This is a genomic window from Pandoraea sp. NE5, assembly GCF_024363545.1.
Taxonomy (GTDB): domain Bacteria; phylum Pseudomonadota; class Gammaproteobacteria; order Burkholderiales; family Burkholderiaceae; genus Pandoraea; species Pandoraea cepalis.
The window spans coordinates 3286796-3302896 of the sequence record NZ_AP025517.1; the positions used below are offsets into that span (position 1 = coordinate 3286796).

Sequence of the window (16101 nt, forward strand, 5' to 3'; positions counted from 1 at the left end):
ACACATGAAGGTTGCTGAGAAAAACGAAAATGTGGTAGTAGGTCTGATCGCGAAGCGCACCCAGATCGCCGTCGCGAACGCTCTCGGCATTGACCGAACGAACTTCAATCGCTTCCACAACAGCCGCGGTCACGGCCTGTCTCTCAAGAAGTTCTGCGAAATGCTCGAGCTTCTCGGCCTTGATCTGTCTCGGCTGGAAGGCGCGCCGGAAATTCCCGAAGACGTCGACACGGTAACGATGCCGCGCGCAGAGTACGAGGCCATGCTCGAGCGTCAGGATGCGATGCGCACGCTTCTGAAGCACTCGCTGGGGGACTGACATGGCATGCCGAAAAGCCTGGCCCCCTGCGGAAGATGCCTTGCTCGTGCAGCTCTGGGCGACGGACATGTCCATCAAGCAGATAGCTGCGCGATTCCCCGAGCGAACGCCTATCGCTGTGCAGAAGCACGCTCGCTATGGCCTCAGGTTGCCGGACCGCATCAACATGCGGCGCCCGAATCAGTCCGTCGCGTGGGAAGCGATCCAACGCGAATTGAGCAAGGTGCCGATGGCTGATTCGAAGTTTCTGGCCGTCGTGACGGGTTTCTCGCGCCGCCAGATACTTCTTCAACTGCGCACCCGTTACGACGCCGGCGAGCTTCACATCGCCGGGTGGGCACGCTATGCCCCTGCGGGCGTATGGGCTGCCCGCTACGCGCTCGGTACCGGTGTCGACGCCCTTAAACCAGATCCGATACCGCCCGAAGTGGTGGACCGGCGCTACAAGCAGCGGGCCAGTAAGGATCCTGCGTACACGGCCGCGCGTAACGCGCGTGCTCGCGCACGCTATGCGATCAAGACAGGGCGGCTTGTTCGTCGTGATCCTCTCGTTGCGGCGCTGTATGGCACCGCGTAGGCGGGGAAAAAATGGCAAGAATTCGCTCAGTAAAGCCCGAATTTTGGACGTCCGAGCAGGTGATGGACGTGTCTCGTGATGCCCGCATTCTGTTCATCGGGATGTGGAATTTCTGCGACGACGCTGGGATTCATTCGGCCAACGAGAAGCGCCTCAAGGCCGAGGTATTCCCGGCGGACGACCTAACTTCGGCGGATGTTCGCCGAATGGTCGACGAACTGCTTCGTGTCGGGCTGCTCGATGAATACGAAGTCGCCGGTCAACGCTTCTGGATCGTCACGGGTTGGCATCACCAGAAGATCGATCAGCCGACGTTCAAGCATCCGGGGCCGGACGGCACCGTTCCCTCTGGCGCGCCGAAGCGCCGTCAAACCCGCATGAAATCGCAAGATTCGACGAATGATCGCGGGGCGGACGGCGAACGTTCGGCCGATGATCGTGGAATGTTCGGCGAACAGTCGGCGAACGAACGGGGAGCGTTCGGGGAGTGTTCACCCCCGGAGAGGAGTGGAGTGGAAGGGAGTGGAGTATCTAACGATAGTGGTACTTCAATCGTCCTAGGCGATGACGAAAATTCGGACGATTGCGACGACCCGGCATCGGACGGCTGCGTGCCGGTGAACCCGGCTGAATGGGCGACGTACTTTGGCGATGAGCACGGCATCAGCATCGATCCGGGCAGCGCTCACGAGCGCAAGCGGTTCGTGCCGCTCGCGACTGCGTGGTGCAACGCCCGCGTATCGATCGGACGGATGCGTGCCGCGATCAAGAAGGCCCAGGTCGAGGCGACTGAGGCGATTGTGTTCCTGCCCGCTTACGTCGACCGCGTGCTGGCGAACCAGGGGGCGCCGCGCGCCTCGCCGCGCGGTGCCGAGAACGCAGCAATCCTCGCCGGCCTCGCCGGTAACCCAACGGGATACGACCATGAACACGACCCCGGCACCATCGACGTCGACGCGCGTTTCGTCGGCTGACTGGCCGCACGACGCGGCACCGCAACGGCTCATCGAGCGCCTGTTCGCCGTGCTTGGGCAGCGCTATGGCGCCCGGCTGGCAGACATGTGGCGTGGCGGCGACCCATCGAAGCCCGAGACCGTGCGCAAGCACCTCGAAGGCGTGAAGCGTCAATGGGCGTTGGACCTCGCCGACTTGACTGCGTCCGAGTGGCAGCGAGGCATCGCGGCGTTGCGTGACCGACCATACGTGCCTACGTGCCCGGAATTCCGGCAGCTCTGCCGTCCGCGCCAGCACGTCAACGAGCTGCTCGAGTACGCCGTCGCGCAGTTGCATCGACGGGACACCGACGGCAGCGACGTCTGGCCCGATCCCGCGGTGTACTGGGCGGCGCAGCGCGTCGGCGGGTACGAGATGCGCACGCTCGGTCGCGACGTGCTCGTGAAGTGGTTCGCTGCCGCGCTCGACGCCGTGCGCGACGAGGGCAACCTGCAGCACGTGCCGCCCGCCATGGCTGCGCTGCCCGCACCCGGCAAAGCCACGACAGACAAGGCGACCGGCCGCGCGCATCTGGCCGCGATTCTGACCGGCCGCCCGGGGCGTTCGGAACGCTCGCTCTCGCGTACGCGCGAGGCGTTGCTCCCGATTGCAGATCGACCCGACGCCGTGGCGAAGTTGCTCCCGGATTCGGTCCTCGCGTACGCGCGAGGGGCAGAGAAGGGCGCGCAGCGCTCACCGCGTGGCTGAGCATGGAAACGTGCCCGCTGTGCCGCGCCAACGCCGGACGCCTCGACTTCACGAAGCCGTGCTGTCGCGTCCGGCACCTGCTGGCGCTGCCGAAGGTCGAAATGCGCCGCGCGACGCTCGACCGGTGGCGCCGGCAGTTGGGCGACACGGCTGTGAACCAGATCGAAACCGAAGTGAAGGCCCGATGGGCAGCGAGGAACGCATGACCGAAAACCGCCATCTGTTCGACGAGACCCGGCTTCTGCGCCGGGTTGTTTTCTCCGTGCCCGGCCAGCCTGTGGCGAAGGGCCGCCCGAAGTTCGCTCGCCAGGGCGGCTTCGTGCGCACGTACACGCCCGAGAAGACCGTGAACTACGAGACGCTCGTGAAGCTGGCCGCGGGCGAGGCGATGGCCGGCGCGGCGCCAATCGACGGCCCGGTCGAGCTGTGGCTCGACATCGAGCTTTCGATTCCGGCCAGTTGGTCGAAGAAGAAGCAAGCGGCAGCCGTGGCAGGGAGGGTGGGGGCGACGAAGAAGCCCGATGCCGACAATGTGCTTAAAGCGGTGAAGGACGGGATGAACGGCATCGTCTGGAACGACGACGCCCAAGCGGTCGAGTACCGCATCAGCAAGCGTTACAGCCTGACGCCTGGCGTGCGGGTACAGGTTGAGCAGTTGCCGCTCGAAGCGGCGTAATGGATTGGCACTTTTGACGGGGGAACAGGCCAATGAACGAAGCATTCCAAGACACTCGACAGGCGCTCCACGTGGCGTACCTCGTTCTGTCGCTGCCGCCGCGCCAGAAGGCGCCGTTCCGAAACATGCTGATCCGGATCCTCGAAGCCATCGACCGGCCGACGAAGGCGCAGGAAGCGTGGCTGGACGAGCTGCGCGGGCCGCAAGGTGAGTTCGATCCCGACCGGTTGACGCTTGAGGAATTCCGGGCCCAGTGCGCGATGATCACGGACGCGGCGCGCACCAGGTTGCCGGCGCCGGAATATGCCGCGGTGCTCGCGCGCTTTGCGCATGACAACGAGAAGGTAGCCGGCATAAACGCCCTGGCAGTCTGGTCGCGGAAGTCGAGCGGCATCACGGCGGTCGCGCTGCTTCGGGATCTGGCTGCGTGGAACTACCTGCCGCGCGCGAAGCGGGAAGGGGTGTCGATAGCTGACATCTCAGCGCGCCACAAGATGGCGAAGACGAGCGCATTCCGAGCAGCGAAGTGGATGGCGGCACGTTTCGCGGAACTGGAAAATATGGCCGTCGCGCGACTCGAAACTGGGTTCGTACTTCACGGCGTTGTCCCGCCAGCGAACCGTCCCACGTGCGAGTTTGCCCAATCCGTTGCAGCGTAAGGACTTCGAAGAAAAAAGTACTTGCGATTTTGGAACGCAGCACCTAAGATTCGCCCATACTCAGCACAAGTACGTTCAAAGCCCGCCTCGCGCGGGCTTTTTTGCGTCCGCGTGAATTCTGATCGAGGCCGCGTGCAGCCAAGAACTGTCGCGTGTGGCGTATGTAGGTGCGAACCGCAGTCTCAGCCTGACAATTTCGCGCAGCACGTATGCATTCCGGCCGCTTCGCCCGCCAGGGCACAGGCCACCGCGCCGCTGCCCGGGCCAGCCGGCCAGTGCCCGATCCTTTCCGAAACAACCCCGGCAGCGCGCCATATGTCGCTACCCGTACCTCCTGCGGGGGAATGGCGGTAGGGGCGCGTGCAGTAAAAAGCCCGCTTTCGCGGGCTTAGTTTTACTTGCCTTCGAGTTTGTCTGCCAACGTCTTAATGAGTGTCGCCAAATATTCCGCGTCGTGAGAACCGGCGTCGGCATATGTGGCTCCCGAGTTGGGGCCGCCAAGAGTTATCGACTTGCTTTCCAATGCGGTTTTTACGAGTGCGAGCGCGTTGGCGCGTGCGTCGATTTCGTTGTAATTGAACATCGTGTGTTCCTTATTCGTGTGGGACACTAAGTGTGCCATAGCGCGTACTCCACGTTTGATTTCAGACCTGATCTCCCCGCTGCCAATGAAAAAGCCCGCGCAACTCGCGATCGTCTACCGATCGACGGGCGAGCTGGCGGCCTACGAGAACAACGCCCGCACGCACAGCGCGGCGCAGATTGAGCAGATCCGCGAGTCGCTGCGCCAGTTTGGATGGACGAACCCAGTCCTGATCGCCGATGGCGGTATCCTCGCCGGACATGGCCGCATCGAGGCGGCTGTCGGGATGTGGGAAGCGGGCGAGAGCATCGAAATGTGCCCCCGACCGTTCTTCGTTCCGACGGTCGACCTGTCGCACCTCAACGCGGCGCAGCGCCGTGCATACATCCTCGCAGACAACAAGCTGGCAGAGAACGCCGGTTGGGACGCGGACCTGCTCGCGGCGGAACTGACCGACCTGAAGGACGATGGCTTTGACCTGTCGGTGATCGGCTTCAGCGATGCTGAGCTGCGCGAACTATTCGCGGAACCCGGCGAACCCGGGCCGGGCGGCGCAGGGTCGCTCGCCGAGCGATTCATGGTGCCGCCGTTTAGCACGCTCGATGCGCGCGCCGCGGCGTGGCAGGAACGTAAGGACGCCTGGCTGGCGCTGGGAATGCAGTCCGAAGTAGGGCGCGACGCGCCAGCATACGGCGACGCCAGCGAGACGCAGAAGGCAGCACGCGGCGCGACTGCGCAGCACCGCACCAGCGTGTTCGACCCGGTGCTGTGCGAATTGGTCTATCGCTGGTTCTGCCCAGACGGTGGCACGGTGCTCGACCCGTTCGCCGGCGGCAGCGTGCGCGGCATCGTCGCCGCGCGCCTCGGTCGGCAGTACGTCGGCATGGAACTGCGCGACGAACAGGTCGCGGCAAACCGCGAGCAGCTTCACATGATTGCGCCGGACGATCCGGCGCCCGCGTGGCACGTGGGTGATAGCCGCCACATCGGCAAAGCACTGAAGGACATCGCCGCCGACTTCCTGTTCTCGTGCCCGCCTTACGCCGATCTCGAACGTTACTCGGACAGGCCGGAAGACCTGTCCACGATGAAGTACCCAGAATTCCTTGCGGCGTACCGCGACGTTGTCGCGGGCGCCGCCGCGCTGCTGAAGCCTGACCGGTTCGCCTGCTTTGTTGTGGGTGACGTCCGGGCGCGCAGCGGCGCGTATCGAAATTTCGTGTCCGACACGATCACCGCCTTCCTCGACGCTGGGCTGACCCTCTACAACGAGGCGATCCTGCTCACGGCGCTTGGCAGCGCGCCTATCCGCGCGGGCAAGCAGTTCGCCGCCAGCCGGAAGCTCGGCAAGGTGCACCAGAACGTGCTGGTGTTCGTGAAGGGCGACTGGAAGAGGGCCGTTGCGGCCTGCGGCCAGGTCGACATGACGGACGTTCAATTTCCCGATCCTGACGAGTGATCGGCGACCGCTCGCTGCGGTTCTGCAAAAACACCCCATGCAAGACGGGCCGGGGGCTCGTCGATAGGAGGCCCCGATGGCTCGACTGTGCGGGGCGAAAACCCGCTCGGGCGAGACCTGTAAGAACGGGGCCATGGCCAACGGGCGGTGCCGGATGCACGGTGGGAAGACGCCCGAGACAAACCAGAACGCGGTGAAACCGGGTTCGCTGTACAGCAAGCACCTGACCGACGAGGAACAGGTCCTGTTCGACGCGATCGAGCTGGGCAGCCTCGACGACGAAATCCGCCTCACCAAGATTCGGCTTGCTCGCGCGCTGGCTCAAGAATGCGAGCGCGGCGGCAAGCTGGAAGTCGAATCGGCGGTGCGGCGCACAGGGGGCGGTCCGCAGGTCGCAAAAGCCGAGGTGCACACGAAGGCGCGGGATTACGTGTCGATCATCGATCGACTGACCGCGCGCGTCGCCTCGCTGGAAGCGCGGCGGGCCGCAATGCAGAACATGGCGCTCGACGCAGAGCTGAAGCGCCTCGACTTGAAGGAACGCGGCGATGAGCAGAATCCTGAGCCGCCCGCATCGCGCTCGTTCACCTTCGTGGTGAAAGACGCACGGCGCCGCCCTGATGACGCCAATGACGACGCCTAACCCGACACTCAACGTTCCACAGGCCGAGTTCCTGCAGATGCCGCACAAGTTCCGGGCCTACGTGGCCGGGTTTGGGTCCGGCAAGACGTGGGTGGGCTGCACCAGTATCTGCCAGCACTTCTGGCAGTGGCCGCGCATCAATCAGGGCTATTTCGCGCCGACGTACCCCCAGATTCGTGACATCTTCTATCCGACCATGGAAGAGGTCGCGGCAGTGATGGGCCTAGCGGTCAAGATCAACCAGACGAACCACGAAGTTCACGTCTACGAGGGGCGCAAGTATCGCGGCACCGTCATCTGCCGGTCGATGGAAAAGCCGGAAACGATCGTCGGTTTCAAGATCGGGCACGCGCTGATCGACGAGATGGACGTGATGCCGCTGAAGAAGGCCCAGACGGCCTGGCGCAAGATCATCGCGCGGATGCGGTACAACGTGCCCGGGCTGCTGAACGGCATTGACGTCACGACGACGCCGGAAGGCTTCAAGTTCGTCTATCAGCAGTTCGTCAAGGCGGTGCGCGAGAAGCCCGCTCTGGCTCAGATGTACGGCCTGATTCAGGCCAGCACGTATGACAACGAGCTGAACCTGCCGGATGACTACATTCCGTCGCTGTTCGAGTCGTACCCGGCTCAGTTGATCGCTGCGTACCTGCGCGGCCAGTTCGTGAACCTCGCCAGCGGCAGCATCTACGCTGACTTCGATCGGGTGAAGAACCACACGGACGCGGTGATTGCGCCGAAGGAAGCGCTGCACATCGGCATGGACTTCAACGTGCTGAACATGACGGCGACGATCAACGTGGTGCGCGATGGCCTGCCGTTGACCCTGCTCGAACGGGTCAAAGTGCGCGACACACCTACGATGGCCAGGATACTGAAAGAGGATTTCTATGATCTTGGGCACGGCATTGTTATCTACCCGGACGCGTCAGGGGGCAACACATCCTCGAAGAACGCGAGCGAGTCGGATCTGTCGATCCTCAAGCAAGCCGGTTTCAAGGTCGAGGTGAATTCAGCCAATCCGGCCGTCAAGGATCGCGTGAATGCGTACAACGCCATGATCCTGAACGCGGCTGGTGAACGGCGCTTCCGGATCAACACCCACGCGTGCCCGGTGACCACCGAGGCGCTCGAGCAACAGGTATGGGGTGAAGACGGACAGCCGGACAAGAAAACCGGCCATGACCACCCCAACGACGCCAATGGCTACTTCCTCGTGAAGAAGTGGCCCATCGTGAAGCGCACCGCAACGGTCAGCACGCTGGCCGCATAACGAGAATCTGAGCATGTCCAACGTTCGAACCCCGACTGCCGCTGTGGCTGAGGCGGCCGAGGATCTGGCCCTGATTGCGGCGCTGATGGGGGGTACCCGAGCAATGCGAGCTGCGGGGAAGGCCTATCTGCCGCAGTGGCCGAACGAGGCAGACAGCGCTTACGCCGCACGTCTGAGCACCGCGACGCTTTTCCCCGCGTTCCCTCGTACGGTCGAAGTGCTGGCCGCAAAGCCGTTTTCACGCCCGATCACGCTCGGCGACGACATCCCTTCGCGCATCAGGCAATGGTGCGAGGACATCGACCTTCAGGGCCGCAACCTGCACAGCTACGCCGCGTCGCTCGCCGACGCGGTCCTCGCCGAGGGCATGGCCGGCATCCTGGTTGATTACCCCACGAAGGAAAAGGGTGTGAAGACGGTCGCGGACGAGCGTCGAGCGGGGCTGCGGCCGTACTTCGTGCACATCCGAAAAGGCGACATCCTCGGGTGGCGCTCAGTGCGCATCAAGGGCGTCGAAGTGCTGACGCAACTGCGACTGCTTGAGCGGGTGACGGTCGAGAACGGTACATTCGGCGAGAAGCAGATCGAGCAGGTTCGCGTCCTGTACATCGGGAAGTGGGAAGTCTGGCGCGAGACCGAAAAGGTCGACGAGCACGGTGACAAGGTGTGGGCTGTCCACGCAACAGGCACCACGACTCTGAAGCGCATCCCTTTCGTGGTGGTGTATGGCAAGCGGACGGGCTTCATGACCGCCGTTCCGCCGCTGATGGAACTCGCGCATGCGAACGTCGAGCACTGGCAGTCGAAGAGCGATCAGCAGACCATTCTGCACGTCGCGCGCGTACCCATTCTTTTCGCCAAGAACCTCGGCGACGCCCAGATCGTCGTCGGAGCCTCGACGGCGATCAAGGCCGATTCGGCCGACGCCGATCTGAAGTTCGTCGAGCATACTGGGAAGGCCATAGAGGCCGGACGCCTATCGCTGCTGGATCTCGAAGACCGGATGCGCCAGGCCGGCGCCGAATTGCTGGTGATCAAGCCCGGTAACGTGACCGAGGTACAGACGCTCGCGGATAACGAGCAGGGCATGTGTGCCTTGCAGCGCATCGCGCATGACGAGGAAGACGCAATCGACGCGGCCCTTCAACTGATGGCCGAATGGGTCGATGAGCAGCAGGGCGGCCACGTCACAATCTACAAAGAGTTCGGTGCGGCGACGCTCGCGCAGGCTTCGCTCGAGCTGCTGCGCGACATGAACATCGACGGAACGTTTTCCGACGAGTCGCTGTTCCGGGAAGGACAGCGGCGCGGCGTGATCAGCCCCGAACTTGACTGGGAATCTGAAAAGGGCCGCATCGCTGCGAACCTCAAGCGTCCCGGCGCACCCGTGATCCAAGACTAAGCGGCCGCGTGTCGCACGATTTACCGAAGGCCCCAGGCATCGCGCCCGGGGCCTTTTTTCATTGCCTGTCCGGCGGACGCCGACGGGCGCAACGCGGCGGATGCCGCACTGAATTGAGGGCGGATGCCCGAGGAAAGCCACCATGCCATTCAAGTACGACGCTGAAGGGAACATCGTCACGCAGGACGTCAACGGCCAGAAGTTGCCGGTCTTCGTCAACGCCGGCGGCGGCGAAGCGCCGTTCGACGCTGACGCCACCGTCGGGAACATTTCCCGGCTCAACGGCGAGGCCAAAAGCCATCGCGAGCGAGCCGAGAAGGCGGAAGGCTCCCTGAAGGCGTTTGAGGGCATCGGTGATCCCGCTGCTGCCATCGCTGCGCTGGAAACGGTCAAGAACCTGAACGACAAGAGGCTGGTGGATGCCGGCGAAGTCCAGAAGGTGAAGGACCAGGCGATCGCATCCGTTCGTGCCGAGTTTGAACCTGTCGTCAAAGAGCGAGATTCGCTGAAGACGGCGCTTTTCGACGAGAAGATCGGGGGTGCTTTCGCGCGCTCGAAGTTTATCGGCGAGAAGATTGCCATCCCGGCGGACTTCGTTCAGGCGTCGTTCGGTAAGCACTTCGCCATCGAGGACGGGAAGATTGTGGCGAAGGACGCGAGCGGCAATCAGCTGTTCAGTCGCACCCGCCACGGTGAACCTGCCGATTTCGAAGAAGCGCTCTCGATCCTGATCGACGCCCATCCCCAGCGGGACAGCATCCTGAAGGGTTCGGGTGCAAGCGGCGGTGGTGCGAGTGGCAGCGGCAACGGTGGCGGCAGTGGCAAACGTACGATCACTCGTTCTGAGTTCGAGGGCATGGGGGCGGCCGAGAAGGCAGCAGCTGCGCGCGACGCGAACGTGACTATCAAGGACTGATCAGTCCGAATCCCAACTGAAGGCCGCCGAGCGCGGCCGTTTTCGTTTGAAGAGGCTCATACACATGAAGCGTTTCCTTTCCACCCTGCGCCGCACGGCGCTGGTCACGATCGCGATTGCAGTCGTGATCTACCCGATGGCGACCATGGCAAAGGTCGCTTCGAAGGCCATGCAATGGTTCCATGGCATGGTGCTGCGGCCGGCCAGCGGCGGCGTGATCCTTGGCGCTAACACGCTGACCAGCCTGGTGCCGGATTTGTACGAGGCGCTGGACGTGGTTTCGCGCGAACTGGCCGGCTTTATTCCGGCCGTGTCGCTCGATGCATCCGTCGCCCGTGCAGCACTGAACGAGACGGTCCGGTCGTTTGTCACGCCGGCTGCGGCGGCGGAAGACGTGACCCCGGGTCAACTTCCGCCGGACGACGGTGATCAGTCGATCGGTAACGTACCAATCGTCATCACGAAGTCACGAATGGTGCCGTTCCGCTGGAACGGCGAAGAGCAAAAGGGCGTGAACAACGGCCCGGGCTACGCAAACATTCGCCAGAACCAGGTCGCTCAAGCGATCCGAACGCTGGTGAACGAGATCGAAGTGGATCTCGGAAGTTTGGTCTATATGACTTCGCGCGCTTCTGGCACGGCAGGCACGACGCCCTTCGCATCCACTCTTGGCGATACTGCCCAGGCCCGAAAGATCCTCGCGGACAACGGCGCGCCGCTTTCGGACCTGCAGTGCGTGATTGATACAACCGCCGGCGCCAACTTGCGAACGCTCGCGCAGTTGACGAAGGCGAACGAAGCCGGGACGACCGAACTTCGTGCGCAAGGCACGCTGCTCGAGCTGCATGGCTTTATGGTGCGTGAGTCGGCCGGCGTAGCAATTCACACGCCGGGCACTGGCGCGAGCTACGTGACCAATGGCGCCCTGGCCAAGGGTGCGACCTCGATCCCGGTCCAGACTGGCACCGGCACGGTGCTCGCAGGTGATGTGGTCTCGTTCAATGGCGACGCCCGCAAGTATGTGGTTGCCAGCGCATTGTCGGGCGGCGCGTTCACGATCGCGGCGCCGGGCTTGATGCAGGCACTGAACACGGGGGCGGCGGTGACTGTGTCGCCGGCCTACACAGGCAACGCCGCGTTCGCGCGTAGCGCCATTGTGCTCGCGACGCGTGCGCCGGCGCTGCCGGAAGAAGGCGACATGGCAGAAGATCGCATGCTCATCACCGATCCGCGTACAGGTCTCACGTTCGAAGTCTCGATGTACAAGCAATACCGCCGCGTTCGCTATGAAATCGCGATTGCGTGGGGCAAGCAGAACATCAAACCCGAACACTCGTCCATCCTGATGGGCTGATCGCCCCGCATTTTCCCAACGAGCGGTCGGGGCGTCGCTCCGACCGCGCAACGCAGGAGAAACCGCCATGGCGGGTTTGACGAAAGAACAGAAAGCGGCCAAGGCCAAAGCCCAGCGGGCGAGCGCGCTCGAAGCCGCTGGATTGACCGAAGAACAGTTTGCAGCGCTGAGCGCGGGCGAGCAGGCCGCCGTGCTGGCGCCGAAAGCGCAAGGCACAGTTGCCCTCGAGGACGCTGAAGGGGAGGTCGAGTTCGTGCAGATGGTTCGCGATCACGAAATGTATCCCGAGCCCCACACGGCACAAGTGCACCCCGACGAGGTCGACAACTACCGTCCCGGCGGTTGGACGGAGGCGTAAATGCTGACGGCCCAGCAGCTTGCTGACGTCCGCCGGCACGCCGGATACCCGCTGCTGGCAGATACCGTCGCCGACGATTCCCGAGATTTTGCCTACGGCTGGGTTTCGCCGGGCGTCTGGCAGACGCTCAACCACCGGCTGACGCATCTGCGCCCCGAGGAAGAAACGGTCCTGGTCACGACATATCTGACCAATCTGGCCGTGCTTGAGACCGCTGTTACCGCGGCGAGCGACAACCTCGACACCGCGCAGGCTGCGGTTTGGAAGCACAATCCGAACGAAGTGCGCGATCGGCTGGCGCTGTTCGACACATGGCGCCGGCGCATGTGCGCCTTCATCGGCATTGCGCCGGGGCCGATGCTAGGGCCGGGTGGTTCGACGATCTCGCTCGGCCGTGCCTGACGGACCTGCCTCAAACATGACAACTATTGCTTGGGATGGCTCGACGCTGGCAGCTGACCGCTGCTCGTGGAGTGGCGGAACGCGCCGCGCAGTGCGCAAGGTGTTCAAGATTCGCCGTGTCGACGGGAGCCTCGCGCTCGTGGCCTTCTGCGGAAGTGGTGAGTTCGCGCATGCGGTGCTGGCGTGGCTTCAGACCGGTGGCGACAAGCCGAACTGCGCCGACTTTGGTGTCGATCCCGAGCTCGCGTGCGCGCTCGTCATCGATGACCGTCATCGCATCTGGTCGCTCGGTGGCCGCCTGGTTTACCAGCGCATGCGTGATCGGATGTTTGCCGCCGGCGCTGGACAGGAATTTGCCTGGGGCGCGTTGGAGGCGGGCGCGGACGCGAAGCGAGCAATCCAGATAACGGCAAAGCGGAGCGATTTCGCTGCACTCGGCGTCGATACGGTGAAATTCTGATGGACGCAACGACGCTTCAAAGCCGCATCTACGCCGGCTACGCTCAGGCCGCCAAGCGCCTGGGGCTGACATATGCGCAGTATCGGCCGGCTTCCGCGGCGAACCCGCTGGCGGCGCAACAGAGCACTCTGCCTGCTGCGCTCAACGCCGAAGACATGACCTACGGCAAGCCGAATCGGTACGGTAACCCGGTCTGGTACGGTTTGTTCGACGGCAGGCTCACCCAGACCGGCGACTACCTCGTCGGCCCGGGCGGGACATTCTTCATCGCCAGTCAGCAATTGCACCTGCCCATTCAGTGCGTCGAGTGCAACGTTAGGGTGCGCGTGTCCCGCGTGGCGACACCTGCGGGTGTGGGGGCGGTCGGCTACGGCGGTCCCTGCGGCGAGCCGGGTGCCGCCGGTGACAATTACCTGATCGGGGACGCGACAGGCGCGGGCTGGCCAGCGTCAATCCTGCTGTTCGGGCAGCGCGAAAAGTCCATCAGCGGCTTGCCTTCGTCGTCCCAGCAAATCGGCTGGCGCATCCTTCTGCCGAAGTCGGTACCGCAGTCGGTCGTCATTCAGGCGTCCGACACCGTCTCGTGCAGCCTCGGTCGACGGTACGTCGTGCAGGGCGCTGAGTTAACGGACATGGGCTGGCGCCTGACAACCACGGAACTTCACGCGTAATGGCCGACCTTTCAGACGTCAGCAACCTGCTTGTTGCGCAGGTCGCGGCCTACCTGTACCCGAACGGGACGGCGAATCCGATCTCGCCCATCGCCGGGTGCGCGGTCAAGGTCTTTGCCGGGTGGCCGCAGCCCGAGGCGATGCGCGAAGACTTCGCCAACAACATCGGGTATGTGTCCGTCTACCCGCTGCCGACCGAAACCGTTTTGCGCTCGACCGTTCGCGAGTGGGAGGCTCAGTCCGTCGCGGCGCCGACCGTCACCGTCGCGGTGAGCGACGTCACCGTGACTCTGGGCGGCACGGTGACGGCATCGCAGAACGTCGCGGCAGTTGTCGACGGCAAGCCGTATGTCTACGGCGTGCAGGCGACCGACACGTTGTCGGGGATCGCGACCGCTCTCGCCACGATGATCAGCGCAGACCAACCGGCAACGTCGTCAGGTACCGGATTTACCGTGCCCGGCGCACACTTTATCGAGGGACGTGTCGGCACCGCTGGCACGATCATTCGCGAGCTGCGCCGCCAGCGGAAGGGCTTTCAGATCACTGCCTGGGGCAATTGCTTCGATGTCCGCGACCGGCTAGGTATGGCAATCGATCAGGCGCTCGGGCCGCTCGTGCGCGCGACGCTGCCCGACGGCTCGCAGGCGATCTTTCATTACCAGAGCAGTCGGCAGGACGACTCGCAGCAGAAGCAGCTCATTTACCGCCGCGACGTGATCTACGGCATCGACTATTCCACCACCCAGATTGACAGCGCCTTCGGCGTCGTCGCCCCGCAGGCGTTCATCGTCGGGGCAATCGACGCGCTAGGCATTCCCACTTCGTGAGGCACTCATGAACCTCGTTGTTTTGCACGCCTTCGGCGACTACCAGAAGGGCGACCGGATCACCGACGCCGCAAAGGTCGCGGCCATTCTCGACTCGGAACAGGCCGCGTATGTGGTGAAGGTCGCCGCACCTGACGAATCGAGCGGCGCCAAGCCGAAGACCCGAAAGTAACACCTCGATCACCAGACTTTACAGACCGCCTCCGGGCGGTTTTTTCATTTCCGGAGGCACAAATGCCGGTTTCTCAAGAAGGCGCGCTGAATACCACCGCGCTGATCGTCCCAGACGTCTACGTCCAGATCCTGTCGCCGCGCAACACGCTGATTAACGGCCTGCCGACCAACATCCTCGGCATCGTTGGAACGGCGCAGTGGGGCCCGGTTAACTCGCCGACCATTGTCGGCGATATGGCGAGCTACGCGCAGAATTTCGGCGCCGTGATGGCCCGGAAATACGACATGGGCACGCAGGTTGCACTCGCCGTACTGCAGGGCGCCAACAACTTCCGCTGCGTACGCGTGACCGATGGCACGGACGTTGCCGCCAGTGCGGCGCTTGGCACGTCCCCGACAAACATCACGTTCACGGCCAAGTACACCGGCACGTTGGGCAACAGCCTCGTTGTGACGCTGGGCACTGGATCGGCAGCGAACTCGTGGCGGGCTGTGGTGGCGATGCCTGGCCAAGTACCGGAAGTGTTCGACAACATCTCGGGCACCGGTGCGGTGCTGTGGGCCAATATCGCGGCGGCCATCAATTCGGGGCAGTCAGGCCTGCGTGGGCCTTCGCAGTTCATCGTGGCAACGGCGGGCACCGGCGCGACCGCACCGACGGCGGGATCGACCACCCTCGCGGGCGGTACTGATGGCGCCACCACGATCACGAGCGCGACGCTGCTCGGTGTGGATACAACGCCGCGTAAGGGTATGTACGCGCTTCGCAATACGTTTACCAGCGTGGCGCTGCTGGCAGACTGCGACGACACGACCAGTTGGACCACTCAAGTCGCATTCGGCCTGTCCGAGGGCATCTACATGATCGCCGTCGGCCCGGCCGGCGACACGATTTCGAACGCTGTGTCGACGAAAGCGTCTGCTGGCATCGACTCGTACGCGATCAAGCCACTCTTCGGCGACTGGATCTACTGGCAGGACACGGCCAACAACGTCACGCGTCTGGTATCCCCGCAAGGCTTGAGCGCGGGGCGACTTGCCAACCTGTCGCCCGAACAGTCGAGCCTGAACAAGCCGGTGTACGGCATCGTCGGCACGCAGAAGTCGATGCAGAACCAGGTCTATTCGAGCCCTGAACTACAAGCGCTCGCGCAGGCCGGTATCGACGTCATAACCAATCCCATTCCGGCCGGCAACTCGTTCGGCGCGCGGATCGGTCACAACGCGAGCAGCAACCCGGTCGTCAACGGCGACAACTACACGCGGATGACGAACTATCTTGCCTACACGCTGAACAGCGCCATGGGCATTTTCGTCGGTAAGTTGCAGTCGACTCGCGATAACGACCCTCTGAAGCGCCAAGCCGGATCGACCATCAGTTCGTGGCTTGAAAGCATGAAGGGCGACGGCGACAAAATCGGGATGATCGACGACTACTCGGTGCAGTGCGACAGCAAGAACAACACGCCGAATCGCATCGCGCTGGGGTACGTGCAGGCCGACGTGAAGGTCCGATACCTGGGCGTCGTCGAGAAATTCATCGTCAACCTTGAAGGCGGCCAATCGGTCACCGTAACGCGCCAGAGCACGCAGCCGGCGTAATCGTTCGAGGATCGCGGCCCCTTCGCCGAATTGAGCCACGTG

21 protein-coding genes are annotated in these 16101 nt (G+C 63.5%); 20 read left to right on the plus strand and 1 reads right to left on the minus strand.

What is annotated here, in order from left to right; genetic code table 11:
- Window positions 1-4: 4 nt before the first annotated feature.
- The 7 genes from PanNE5_RS14985 to PanNE5_RS15015 all read left to right on the plus strand — a co-directional run bounded on the left by PanNE5_RS14985 (window position 5) and on the right by PanNE5_RS15015 (window position 3932).
- Complete coding sequence (locus PanNE5_RS14985; protein ID WP_261938259.1) at window positions 5-319, plus strand: hypothetical protein; 315 nt, start codon at window positions 5-7, stop codon at window positions 317-319.
- A gap of 67 nt (window positions 320-386) precedes the next feature.
- The gene (locus tag PanNE5_RS14990; protein WP_261938260.1) at window positions 387-896 is read left to right on the plus strand and encodes a hypothetical protein; all 510 of its coding nucleotides are present in this window, start codon (window positions 387-389) and stop codon (window positions 894-896) included.
- Between the two features lie 206 nt (window positions 897-1102).
- Window positions 1103-1870, plus strand: coding sequence for a hypothetical protein (locus tag PanNE5_RS14995; RefSeq protein WP_261938261.1), 768 nt, complete (start codon window positions 1103-1105; stop codon window positions 1868-1870).
- Window positions 1821-2597: a hypothetical protein gene (locus PanNE5_RS15000; protein WP_261938262.1), complete on the plus strand. Its 777-nt coding sequence runs from the start codon at window positions 1821-1823 to the stop codon at window positions 2595-2597. Before PanNE5_RS14995 ends, PanNE5_RS15000 begins: the two co-directional genes overlap by 50 nt.
- 2 nt (window positions 2598-2599) lie before the next feature.
- Entirely contained in the window at window positions 2600-2803 is a 204-nt protein-coding gene (locus PanNE5_RS15005) for a hypothetical protein (RefSeq protein WP_261938263.1), read from the plus strand.
- Window positions 2800-3273, plus strand: coding sequence for a RusA family crossover junction endodeoxyribonuclease (locus tag PanNE5_RS15010; RefSeq protein ID WP_261938264.1), 474 nt, complete (start codon window positions 2800-2802; stop codon window positions 3271-3273). The genes PanNE5_RS15005 and PanNE5_RS15010 overlap by 4 nt, the downstream gene beginning before the upstream one ends.
- A gap of 32 nt (window positions 3274-3305) precedes the next feature.
- The gene (locus PanNE5_RS15015; RefSeq protein ID WP_261938265.1) at window positions 3306-3932 is read left to right on the plus strand and encodes a hypothetical protein; all 627 of its coding nucleotides are present in this window, start codon (window positions 3306-3308) and stop codon (window positions 3930-3932) included.
- Between the two features lie 394 nt (window positions 3933-4326).
- Here the strand turns inward: PanNE5_RS15015 and PanNE5_RS15020 are convergent, their stop codons facing one another.
- Window positions 4327-4515 carry a hypothetical protein gene (locus PanNE5_RS15020; protein ID WP_261938266.1) on the minus strand — a complete coding sequence of 63 codons (189 nt, stop codon included), beginning with the start codon at window positions 4513-4515 and terminating at the stop codon, window positions 4327-4329.
- Between the two features lie 55 nt (window positions 4516-4570).
- On the opposite strand from PanNE5_RS15020, the gene PanNE5_RS15025 reads away from it, so the two are divergent.
- The 13 genes from PanNE5_RS15025 (at window position 4571) to PanNE5_RS15085 (ending at window position 16059) form a co-directional block, all read left to right on the plus strand.
- Complete coding sequence (locus tag PanNE5_RS15025) at window positions 4571-5974, plus strand: site-specific DNA-methyltransferase (RefSeq protein WP_261938267.1); 1404 nt, start codon at window positions 4571-4573, stop codon at window positions 5972-5974.
- A gap of 76 nt (window positions 5975-6050) precedes the next feature.
- On the plus strand, window positions 6051-6617 hold the full coding sequence (locus PanNE5_RS15030; protein ID WP_261938268.1) for an HGGxSTG domain-containing protein: 567 nt from the start codon (window positions 6051-6053) through the stop codon (window positions 6615-6617).
- Entirely contained in the window at window positions 6604-7890 is a 1287-nt protein-coding gene (locus tag PanNE5_RS15035) for a terminase large subunit (protein WP_261938269.1), read from the plus strand. The genes PanNE5_RS15030 and PanNE5_RS15035 overlap by 14 nt, the downstream gene beginning before the upstream one ends.
- A gap of 13 nt (window positions 7891-7903) precedes the next feature.
- On the plus strand, window positions 7904-9292 hold the full coding sequence (locus PanNE5_RS15040) for a DUF4055 domain-containing protein (protein WP_261938270.1): 1389 nt from the start codon (window positions 7904-7906) through the stop codon (window positions 9290-9292).
- 142 nt (window positions 9293-9434) lie between these two features.
- Window positions 9435-10208 carry a DUF6651 domain-containing protein gene (locus PanNE5_RS15045; protein ID WP_261938271.1) on the plus strand — a complete coding sequence of 258 codons (774 nt, stop codon included), beginning with the start codon at window positions 9435-9437 and terminating at the stop codon, window positions 10206-10208.
- A gap of 64 nt (window positions 10209-10272) precedes the next feature.
- Window positions 10273-11562, plus strand: a complete 1290-nt coding sequence (locus PanNE5_RS15050; protein ID WP_261938272.1) for a P22 phage major capsid protein family protein — start codon at window positions 10273-10275, stop codon at window positions 11560-11562.
- A 67-nt stretch (window positions 11563-11629) separates the two neighbouring features.
- On the plus strand, window positions 11630-11920 hold the full coding sequence (locus PanNE5_RS15055) for a hypothetical protein (protein ID WP_261938273.1): 291 nt from the start codon (window positions 11630-11632) through the stop codon (window positions 11918-11920).
- A complete protein-coding gene (locus PanNE5_RS15060) occupies window positions 11921-12322 on the plus strand; it encodes a hypothetical protein (RefSeq protein WP_261938274.1) in 402 nt (133 codons plus the stop codon).
- A 91-nt stretch (window positions 12323-12413) separates the two neighbouring features.
- The gene (locus tag PanNE5_RS15065) at window positions 12414-12782 is read left to right on the plus strand and encodes a hypothetical protein (protein ID WP_261938275.1); all 369 of its coding nucleotides are present in this window, start codon (window positions 12414-12416) and stop codon (window positions 12780-12782) included.
- Window positions 12782-13453, plus strand: a complete 672-nt coding sequence (locus PanNE5_RS15070; protein WP_261938276.1) for a hypothetical protein — start codon at window positions 12782-12784, stop codon at window positions 13451-13453. The genes PanNE5_RS15065 and PanNE5_RS15070 overlap by 1 nt, the downstream gene beginning before the upstream one ends.
- Window positions 13453-14283 carry a hypothetical protein gene (locus tag PanNE5_RS15075; protein WP_261938277.1) on the plus strand — a complete coding sequence of 277 codons (831 nt, stop codon included), beginning with the start codon at window positions 13453-13455 and terminating at the stop codon, window positions 14281-14283. The genes PanNE5_RS15070 and PanNE5_RS15075 overlap by 1 nt, the downstream gene beginning before the upstream one ends.
- 7 nt (window positions 14284-14290) lie before the next feature.
- Entirely contained in the window at window positions 14291-14455 is a 165-nt protein-coding gene (locus PanNE5_RS15080) for a hypothetical protein (RefSeq protein ID WP_261938278.1), read from the plus strand.
- Between the two features lie 62 nt (window positions 14456-14517).
- Window positions 14518-16059: a phage tail protein gene (locus PanNE5_RS15085; RefSeq protein ID WP_261938279.1), complete on the plus strand. Its 1542-nt coding sequence runs from the start codon at window positions 14518-14520 to the stop codon at window positions 16057-16059.
- The last annotated feature ends 42 nt before the right edge of the window (window positions 16060-16101 follow it).